The 9,288-nt window shown below is 71.2% G+C and carries 7 protein-coding genes and 1 pseudogene; 5 read left to right on the forward strand and 3 right to left on the reverse strand.

What is annotated here, in order from left to right:
- From N4P33_RS28585 to N4P33_RS28605, 5 genes and pseudogenes are all read left to right on the forward strand, one after another.
- A pseudogene (locus N4P33_RS28585) lies at positions 1–476 on the forward strand (histidine kinase); the annotation flags it as partial.
- On the forward strand, positions 473–907 hold the full coding sequence (locus tag N4P33_RS28590) for a roadblock/LC7 domain-containing protein (RefSeq protein ID WP_260829738.1): 435 nt from the start codon (positions 473–475) through the stop codon (positions 905–907). The pseudogene N4P33_RS28585 and the gene N4P33_RS28590, both read left to right, overlap by 4 nt.
- Before the next feature lie 9 nt (positions 908–916).
- The gene (locus N4P33_RS28595) at positions 917–1,312 is read left to right on the forward strand and encodes a DUF742 domain-containing protein (protein WP_260829739.1); all 396 of its coding nucleotides are present in this window, start codon (positions 917–919) and stop codon (positions 1,310–1,312) included.
- Between the two features lie 24 nt (positions 1,313–1,336).
- Positions 1,337–4,972: a hydantoinase B/oxoprolinase family protein gene (locus N4P33_RS28600; protein ID WP_260829740.1), complete on the forward strand. Its 3,636-nt coding sequence runs from the start codon at positions 1,337–1,339 to the stop codon at positions 4,970–4,972.
- A complete protein-coding gene (locus N4P33_RS28605; protein ID WP_260829741.1) occupies positions 4,953–5,558 on the forward strand; it encodes an ATP/GTP-binding protein in 606 nt (201 codons plus the stop codon). Before N4P33_RS28600 ends, N4P33_RS28605 begins: the two co-directional genes overlap by 20 nt.
- A gap of 134 nt (positions 5,559–5,692) precedes the next feature.
- On the opposite strand, the gene glpK is transcribed toward N4P33_RS28605, so the two are convergent.
- From glpK to N4P33_RS28620, 3 genes are all read right to left on the reverse strand, one after another.
- Positions 5,693–7,204: a glycerol kinase GlpK gene (gene glpK / locus N4P33_RS28610; RefSeq protein WP_260829742.1), complete on the reverse strand. Its 1,512-nt coding sequence runs from the start codon at positions 7,202–7,204 to the stop codon at positions 5,693–5,695.
- Positions 7,205–7,226: 22 nt separating this feature from the next.
- A complete protein-coding gene (locus N4P33_RS28615; RefSeq protein ID WP_260829743.1) occupies positions 7,227–7,952 on the reverse strand; it encodes an MIP/aquaporin family protein in 726 nt (241 codons plus the stop codon).
- Between the two features lie 339 nt (positions 7,953–8,291).
- The coding region (locus tag N4P33_RS28620; RefSeq protein WP_260829744.1) for a diguanylate cyclase at positions 8,292–9,288 on the reverse strand (997 nt) is incomplete at its 5' end.

The following is a 9,288-nucleotide window of genomic DNA, read 5'->3' on the forward strand; positions in this document are numbered from 1 at the left end:
CTGGGCGCGAGGGCGCCCAGCTCTTCCCGGGCCTGCCCCAGCGCAACCGCCGCCGCACGGACGAGCCGAGCGGCCCGGCCGAGGCCCCGGCAGGAGCCGGCCGGGCGACGGACGATGTCCCGGCGGGAGCCGGCCGGGCGACCGACGGCGAAGCCGCGGCGGACGGCACCCAGGAGCAGCCGGACACCGGCAGGGCGCCCTCACGCACCCCGGATGCCGGGGCCTCACAGCCCGGTACCGCGGCACTGCCCCGGCGTGTACGGCAGGCCAGCCTCGCCCCGCAGCTCAAGCGCAGCACCGGACGACGCGACGGCGACAACACCTCCCAGCCCGTCGAACGGGACGCGGAGGAAGTACGCAGCCGCATGGCCTCGCTCCAGCGCGGCTGGCAGCGCGGCCGTGAGGAGAACGCCGCGGGCGACGACATCGACAGCGGCACAGCACCACAAGGAACGACAAAGGGGGACGGTCGATGACCGCACCGAAGGCGACCGGCCACATCGCAGCCGACAAGGGGGAGCTGAACTGGCTCCTCGACGACCTGGTGGACCGCGTCGCGAGCATCCGCAAGGCCATCGTGCTTTCCGGCGACGGCCTGCCCACGGGGGCTTCCAAGGACCTGACCAGGGAGGACAGCGAGCATCTGGCCGCCGTCGCCTCCGGATTCCACAGCCTCGCCAAGGGCGTGGGCCGCCACTTCGAGGCCGGCAACGTACGCCAGACCGTCGTCGAACTCGACGAGGCGTTCCTGTTCGTCACGGCCGCGGGTGACGGCAGCTGCCTCGCCGTCCTCGCGGACGCCGACTCGGACGTCGGGCAGGTCGCCTACGAGATGACCCTGCTCGTGAAGCGGGTCGGCGCACATCTGGGCGCCGCTCCGCGTACCGATCTGCCCTCGGGCGGGTAGTGGGATGACATGAGCGCTGACGGTCAGGGAAGAAGCCACTGGTTCGACGACGAGGCCGGGCCGGTCGTCCGTCCGTACGCCATGACGCGTGGCCGCACCACCAGTGCGGCCCAGCACCGCCTCGATCTGATCGCGGTGGTCGTCACCGAACCCCAAGCGGACGATCCGGAGGCCGACCCCACACTCGCCCCCGAGCACGTGGACATCGTCGAACTGTGCCGCGAGACCCCGCAGACGGTCGCCGAGCTCTCCGCCGAACTCGACCTGCCGATAGGAGTGGTACGGGTCCTGGTCGGAGATCTGGTCGACACCGAATTCGTCCATGTGAACCGGCCGGTACCCCCTGCGGAGCTGCCGGACGAGAGTATTCTGCGCGACGTGATCAACGGCCTCCGGGCGCTGTGAGTGGCGCGGAAGCGGAGTAGTGACGTGGCAGGCTGGCAGTTCTGGGTCGACCGGGGCGGCACCTTCACCGACATCGTCGCGCGCCGCCCCGACGGCCGGTTGCTCACCCACAAACTGCTGTCGGACAACCCGTCCCGCTACTCCGACGCCGCCGTCGCGGGCGTCCGGGCCCTGCTCGACGATTCCGGCGATTCCGTCGAGGCCGTCCGCATGGGCACCACGGTCGCCACCAACGCCCTTCTGGAACGCAAGGGCGAACGCACCTTGCTGGTGATCACCCGCGGGTTCCGCGACGCCCTGCGCATCGCCTACCAGAACCGCCCTGAGATCTTCGCCCGCCGTATCGAGCTGCCCGGGCAGCTGTACGAACGGGTCGTCGAGGTCGATGAACGCATGGCCCCCGACGGCACAGTCCTCCAGGCGCCCGACCTGGCCGCTCTCGCCGGGCCGCTGCGGCAGGCGTACGAGGACGGGATCCGGGCGGTCGCCGTGGTCTGTCTGCACAGCCATCTGCACCCCGCCCACGAGCAGGCGGTCGGGGAGCTCGCCGCCCGCATCGGCTTCCCGCAGATCTCGCTGTCCAGCGAGGTCAGCCCGCTGATGAAGCTCGTCCCGCGCGGGGACACCGCCGTCGTCGACGCCTACCTCTCGCCCGTGCTGCGCCGCTACGTCCGGCGCGTCGCCGGCGAACTCGAAGGCGTGCGGCTGATGTTCATGCAGTCCAACGGCGGACTCGCGGAGGCCGGGCAGTTCCGCGGCAAGGACGCCATCCTGTCCGGCCCGGCCGGCGGGATCGTCGGCATGGCCCGCATGTCGCAGCTGGCCGGCTTCGACCGCGTCATCGGCTTCGACATGGGCGGCACCTCCACCGATGTGTCGCACTTCGCCGGTGAGTACGAGCGCGTCTTCACCACCCGGATCGCCGGCGTGCGCCTGCGTGCGCCCATGCTGGACATCCACACCGTCGCCGCGGGCGGCGGCTCCGTCCTCCACTTCGACGGCTCCCGCTACCGCGTGGGGCCCGACTCGGCGGGCGCGGACCCCGGCCCCGCCTGCTACCGCGGCGGCGGCCCGCTCGCGGTCACCGACGCCAATGTCATGCTCGGCCGCATCCAGGCCGACCACTTCCCCCACGTGTTCGGCCCCGACGGCGACCAGCCCCTCGACACCGCCCTCGTCCGCGACCGCTTCACCGCCCTCGCCCGCGAGATCCGCGAGCAGACCGGCGACGACCGGACCCCCGAGCAGGTCGCCGAGGGCTACCTGCAGATCGCCGTCGCCAACATCGCGGGCGCGGTGAAGCGGATCTCCGTGCAGAAGGGCCACGACGTCACCCGCTACGCCCTCACCACCTTCGGCGGCGCCGGCGGCCAGCACGCGTGCATGGTCGCCGACTCCCTCGGCATCCGCACCGTCCTCGTCCCGCCCATGGCCGGTGTGCTCTCCGCGCTCGGCATCGGCCTCGCCGACACCACGGCCATGCGTGAGCAGTCCGTCGAGGCGCCCCTGGCGCCCACCGCCATGCCCGGCGTGCACAAGACCGCCGACGACCTCGAAACGGCCGCCCGCGACGAACTCCTGGCCGAGGACGTCCCCGAGGAGCGCATCGAGGTCACCCGCCGCGCCCAGCTCCGCTACGACGGCACCGACACCACCCTCACCGTGGAACTCACCGAGCCCGAGACGATGCGCCGGGCCTTCGAAGAACGTCATCGCGCCACGTACTCCTTCATCCTCGAACGCCCGATCGTCGTCGAAGCCCTCTCCGTGGAAGCCACCGGCATCACCGAACCCCCCGATCTCTCCGCCCTCGCCACCTACGAAGGCCACCCCACAGCGCCCGTCACCGTCCGCCTCCACACCGGCGGGACCTGGCGCGACGTACCCCTCCACCGCCGTGAGGCCCTTCCCCCCGGCGAGACCGTCACCGGCCCGGCGATCATCACCGAGGCCGGCGCCACGACCGTCGTCGACGACGGCTGGCGGGCCGCGACGACCCACGACGGGCATCTGGTCATGGAACGCGTGGCGGTCACGCAGAGTTCCGATCTCGACACGAAAGTCGACCCGGTTCTCCTCGAGGTCTTCAACAACCTCTTCATGTCCATCGCCGAACAGATGGGCGCCCGACTGGAGTCCACCGCCCAGTCCGTCAACATCAAGGAACGCCTGGACTTCTCCTGCGCGCTCTTCGACCCCGACGGAAACCTGGTGGCCAACGCCCCGCACATCCCCGTCCACCTGGGCTCGATGGGCACCAGTGTCAAAGAGGTCATCCGCCGCCGCGGCCCCGCCATGCGCCCCGGCGACACCTACGCCGTCAACGACCCGTACCACGGCGGCACCCACCTGCCCGACGTCACCGTGATCACGCCGGTCTTCGACACCGCCCCCACCGACAGCACGGAGAGTGACCGACGGGTCCTCTTCTACGTCGCCTCCCGCGGCCACCACGCCGAGATCGGCGGCATCGCCCCCGGCTCCATGCCCGCCGGAAGCCGCACCATCGAGGAGGAGGGCGTCCTCTTCGACAACTGGCTCCTCGCCGAGAACGGCCGCTTCCGTGAGGAGGAGACCCTCCGCCTCCTGACCGAGGCCCCCCACCCCTCACGCAACCCCGGCACCAACCTCGCCGACCTGCGCGCCCAGATCGCCGCCAACCAGAAGGGCGTCGACGAGGTGGGCCGCATGATCGAGAACTTCGGTCTCGACGTCGTCCAGGCGTACATGAGGCACGTCCAGGACAACGCCGAGGAAGCGGTACGCCGTGTCATCGACGCCCTCGACGACGGCGAGTACGCCTACGAGACCGACTCCGGTGCCGTCATCCGTGTACGCGTGCGCGTGGACCGCGAGAGCCGCTCCGCCACCATCGACTTCACCGGCACCTCCGCGCAGCTGCCGACCAACTTCAACGCGCCCTTCTCGGTCGTCAACGCGGCCGTCCTGTACGTCTTCCGCACGCTCGTCGCCGACGACATCCCGCTCAACGACGGCTGCCTGCGCCCCCTGCGGATCATCGTGCCGCCCGGCTCCATGCTGGCGCCCGAACCGCCGGCCGCCGTCGTCGCGGGCAACGTGGAGACGTCCCAGGCCATCACCGGCGCCCTCTACGCGGCGCTCGGCGTCCAGGCCGAGGGCTCCGGCACCATGAACAACGTCACCTTCGGCAACGCACGCCACCAGTACTACGAGACCGTCGCCTCGGGCTCGGGCGCGGGCGACGGCTTCCCCGGCGCGGCCGTCGTGCAGACCCACATGACCAACTCGCGGCTCACCGACCCCGAGGTCCTGGAGTGGCGGCTGCCCGTCCGCCTCGAGGAGTTCTCCGTACGCCGAGGCAGCGGCGGCGCAGGACGGTGGCGCGGCGGGGACGGTGCGGTGCGCCGCATCCGCTTCCTGGAGCCCATGACCGTCTCCACCCTGTCCCAGCACCGCAGGATCCCGCCGTACGGCATGGCGGGCGGCGAACCGGGCGCGCTCGGCGCCAACCGGATCCAGCGCGCCGACGGCACCGTCACCGAACTCGCCGGAAGCGACTCGGCGGACGCCGGCCCCGGCGACGTACTCGTCATCGAAACCCCCGGCGGCGGAGGATACGGCCCGCCGCCCGACCCCCATCAAGCAGGAGAAGAGATCGATGATCTTCGGGCGTTCTGAGCGCGGCAAGCCCCCGGTCGAGCCCGTCACGCTCAAGATCCTGGTGGCCGGCGGCTTCGGCGTGGGCAAGACCACGCTCGTCGGCGCGGTCAGCGAGATCAGGCCGCTGCGCACCGAGGAACTGCTCACCGAGGCGGGGCGCCCGGTCGACGACCTCAGCGGCGTCGAGGCCAAGCGCACGACCACCGTCGCCATGGACTTCGGGCGCATCACTCTGCGCGAGGACCTGGTGCTCTATCTCTTCGGCACCCCCGGCCAGGAGCGGTTCTGGTTCATGTGGGACGAGCTCTCCGAGGGCGCCCTGGGCGCGGTCGTCCTCGCCGACACGCGCCGGCTGGAGGACTGCTTCGCGGCGATCGACTACTTCGAGCGGCGGTCCATACCGTTCCTGGTCGGCGTCAACTGCTTCGAGGGCGCCGCGCGTTACCCGGCCGAGGACATCCGCCAGGCCCTCGACCTCGACGACCACGTACCCCTGGTGATGTGCGACGCCCGGGACCGCGAGTCGGTCAAGGAGGTCCTCATCGGAGTCGTCCAGCACGCCATGAGGCAGGCGGCGCAACGCCGCGAGACGGTCACCACCTGACGAGGAACGCCGCCGCATCCCGGCGGCAGGCACGCGGGTGCGGCCCGCACTCCCGCCGACCGGAGTGCGAGCCGCGGTCCGGAGGCACGGCCCCCGCGCGCGCGTGGGTCAGCCAACTCCCACGCGCGCGTGGATCAGCCGTCGCCCTCCTCCACCCAGCCGAAGCTCCGCTCCACCGCCTTGCGCCAGTTGTGGTACTCCCGGTCCCGTACCGATGCCTCCATGCCCGGCGTCCACTCGGCGTCCTTCCGCCAGTGCGCCTTCAGCTCGTCCAGGTCGTTCCACACGCCCGTGGCCAGTCCGGCCGCATAGGCGGCACCCAGGCAGGTCGTCTCGGACACCCGGGGCCTGATCACCGGCACACCGAGCACATCCGCCTGGTGCTGCATGAGCAGGTTGTTCTTCGTCATGCCGCCGTCGACCTTCAGGGTGGTGATCTGCACCCCGGAGTCCTGGTACATGGCGTCCACGACCTCACGGGTCTGCCAGCTCGTCGCCTCCAGCACCGCACGCGCGAGATGAGCCTTCGTCACGTACCGGGTGAGGCCTGTGACCACCCCGCGCGCGTCGGAACGCCAGTACGGGGCGAACAGCCCGGAGAAGGCGGGCACGATGTACGCCCCGCCGTTGTCGTCCACGCTCGCCGCCAGAGGCTCGATCTCGTCCGCGCTGCGGATGATCCCGAGCTGGTCGCGGAACCACTGCACCAGCGCACCCGTGATGGCTATCGACCCCTCCAGACAGTAGACGGGCGCCTCGTCGCCGATCTTGTAGCCCATCGTCGTCAGCAGGCCGCTCTTGGACGGCACCGGCCGGTTGCCGGTGTTGAGCAGCAGGAAGCTGCCCGTGCCGTAGGTGTTCTTCGCCGTGCCCACGTCGTAGCAGGCCTGCCCGAACACGGCAGCCTGCTGGTCGCCCAGCGCGGACGCCACCGGCACGCCGGAAAGCTGGCCCACGGCGGTGCCGTAGACCTCGGCGGACGACCTGATCTCCGGCAGCATCACCTCGGGCACGTTCATCGCCGACAGGATGGCCGGGTCCCACTGGAGCGTCTCCAGGTTCATCAGCATGGTGCGGCCCGCGTTGGTCACGTCGGTGACGTGGCGTCCCCCGTCCGTGCCGCCGGTCAGGTTCCAGATGAGCCAGGAGTCGATGGTGCCGAACGCGATCTCGCCGTTCTCCGCGCGAGCCCTGAGCCCGGGCACGTTGTCGAGCAGCCAGGCCGCCTTGGGTCCGGAGAAGTAGCTCGCGAGCGGCAGCCCGGTCTGCTCCCGGAAGCGGTCCTGCCCGTCCGAGCCGCCCAGTTGGTTGCAGAGGGCCGCCGTACGGGTGTCCTGCCACACGATCGCGTTGTGCACGGGTTTGCCCGTGGCGCGGTCCCACAGAACGGTCGTCTCACGCTGGTTGGTGATGCCGAGTGCGCTGAGCTGGTCGGCGCGCAGGCCGGCCTTGGCGATCGCCCCGGCGACCACGGCCTGTACCTTGGACCAGATCTCGGTGGCGTCGTGCTCCACCCAGCCGGGCTTGGGGAAGATCTGGCGGTGCTCGCGCTGGTCGACGGCCACGATCGCGCCGTCCTGGTTGAAGATGATGCAGCGGCTGGAGGTGGTGCCCTGATCGATCGCGGCGACGAACTTGTCCGTCATGACGTCCCCTTCGTCCGTTCGTTCAGAAGGCAGCGTTGAAGATGAGCCCGGACAGCGCCGCGCCGATCAGCGGCCCCACGACCGGAACCCAGGCGTACCCCCAGTCCGAGGTGCCCTTGTTGGGAATCGGCAGCAGGGCGTGCACGATGCGCGGGCCGAGGTCACGGGCGGGATTGATGGCGTATCCGGTGGGGCCGCCGAGCGACATGCCGATGCCGACCACCAGGAACGAGACGATCAGGATCGCGGTGCCCGACTCGCCGAGCCCTTCGGTGAGTCCGAAGGCCAGGATCGGCAGCACCAGGCCGATGGTCGCGATGATCTCGGTGACGAGGTTCGCGACCGGATTGCGGATCGCCGGAGTCGTGGAGAAGATCCCCAGCGTCGGCTGAGCGATGTCCTCCTCGGCGTTGGCCCGGAACTGCGCGTAGTACACCAGCCAGCACAGGAAGGCGCCGAGCATCGCGCCGACCATCTGCCCGGCGACATAGACGTGGACCTGGTCCCAGTCCCCGGTGTCGATGGCGATCCCCAGGGTGACCGCCGGGTTGAGGTGCCCACCGGACAGCGGGGCGGCGGTGTACGCCCCGGCCATCACGCCGAAACCCCAGCCGAACGCGATGACCACCCAGCCGGCGTCCTTCGCCTTCGAATAGTTCAGTACGACCGCCGCGACCACACCGGCGCCGAACAGGATCAGGATCGCTGTGCCGATGATCTCCCCGACGAAAACATCTCCATTGCTCATGGCGGCTCCTAGGCCCCGGCCCGGGACGATCAAGGCCCCGGACCTCACGTGCAGGGTGCGTTTCCCATGGCTACGTCGGCCGAAGGCAGGATGGTCCCGCGCCCCGCCCGGCGTCCGTGACGAGCGTGCCGTCGCAGCCGAATCGCCCGTGGGGGAGTGGGCCTTGACGCACGAGGGCCCCAGCAGCGGCGTGCCGGAAAACACCGAGATGTACGGCGATGTCGACTGACACCGGAAGTGTTCACCGGCACCCGGGGGGCGTCAAGGTCGCGGACCGCAACCGTTGCCGGGCCAGGCTTCCCCACGCCCTGCTACGGCCGTTCCCTTCCGGTGACGGTCTCAGCCGGCCGGCGCCGGTGTTCTCGCGCTGCCGCGGCGGACCTCGTGACCCGCCTCGCTTGCCCGGCCCAGCACCCAGCTGGCCCCCTGCAGGGCCTTCGCCGCCTTCTTCAGCGGAGCCAGACAGGCCGCGGCCTGCCGGTGGTCCGTCACGCTCCCCGGCACGCACAGGATCGTGGCCAGCGACAGGGTGACCGGCCGGCCACCGGCCGACCAGGGCGCGTCCAGCACGGTGCACGCCAGCGGATCCAGCGCCTCCGGATCGGTGAGCACCAGGAAGTCGTCCCCGCCGATGTGCCCCACGCGTGTGCTGCCGGTCGCCGCCTGCTGCAGAGCACGCCCGATCGTCCGGATCAGCTCGTCGCCCGCCGCGAAGCCGGCCCCGTCGTTCACCTGCTTGAAGTGGTCCACGTCCAGCCAGCTCAACGCGAAGGCCCGGCCAGCCGCGATCCGCCGGTCCACCTCACCGGTCACCGCGTCCGAACCGGGCAGCCTGGTGAGCGGATTGAGCCCGGCCGCCTCCTCCACCCGGGTCTCGGCGAGGGCGCGCACCAGATCCGCCAGCCGTACGACGCCCACGCAGCGCCCGTGCTCGTCGACCACGGCCACGTCGTCCGACGTGCGGCCCCGGTCGCCGACCGCCACGACGTCCAGCACCTCCCAGGCCGTCGCGTTCACCCCCACCGTCCGGGGCGGGTCCCCGAGTTTGGCGGCGGGCCGGTCGGCGTACAGGGCGTGCCCGTAACGCCCGGACAGCGACAGCAGGAACCGCGACCGGTGCACCGACCGCACGGGAACCCCGGCCCGGTCCACGAGCAGCACCCCGGACACCTCCGGCGCCCCCGTCAGCAGCGCCCGCACCTGTGCGGCGGACGCGGTCGCCGGCAGCAGCGCGGCGGGGCGCACGAACTCCCGCACCGAGGGCCCGGCCGGCGGCATCGCCATCGCCTCCGGTGAACGCGGCGGAACGTACACGTCCGCGGCGGGCAGCCGGGCG

Source organism: Streptomyces sp. 15-116A (assembly GCF_025290915.1).
Taxonomy (GTDB): domain Bacteria; phylum Actinomycetota; class Actinomycetes; order Streptomycetales; family Streptomycetaceae; genus Streptomyces.

What these genes read in the sequence shown, in the direction of transcription:
- N4P33_RS28590 (WP_260829738.1), top strand. Translation starts at nt 473, where the DNA reads ATGACCGCACCGAAGGCGACCGGCCACATCGCAGCCGACAAGGGGGAG.
- N4P33_RS28595 (WP_260829739.1), top strand. Translation starts at nt 917, where the DNA reads ATGAGCGCTGACGGTCAGGGAAGAAGCCACTGGTTCGACGACGAGGCC.
- N4P33_RS28605 (WP_260829741.1), top strand. Translation starts at nt 4,953, where the DNA reads ATGATCTTCGGGCGTTCTGAGCGCGGCAAGCCCCCGGTCGAGCCCGTC.
- glpK (WP_260829742.1), bottom strand. Translation starts at nt 7,204, where the DNA reads ATGACGGACAAGTTCGTCGCCGCGATCGATCAGGGCACCACCTCCAGC.
- N4P33_RS28615 (WP_260829743.1), bottom strand. Translation starts at nt 7,952, where the DNA reads ATGAGCAATGGAGATGTTTTCGTCGGGGAGATCATCGGCACAGCGATC.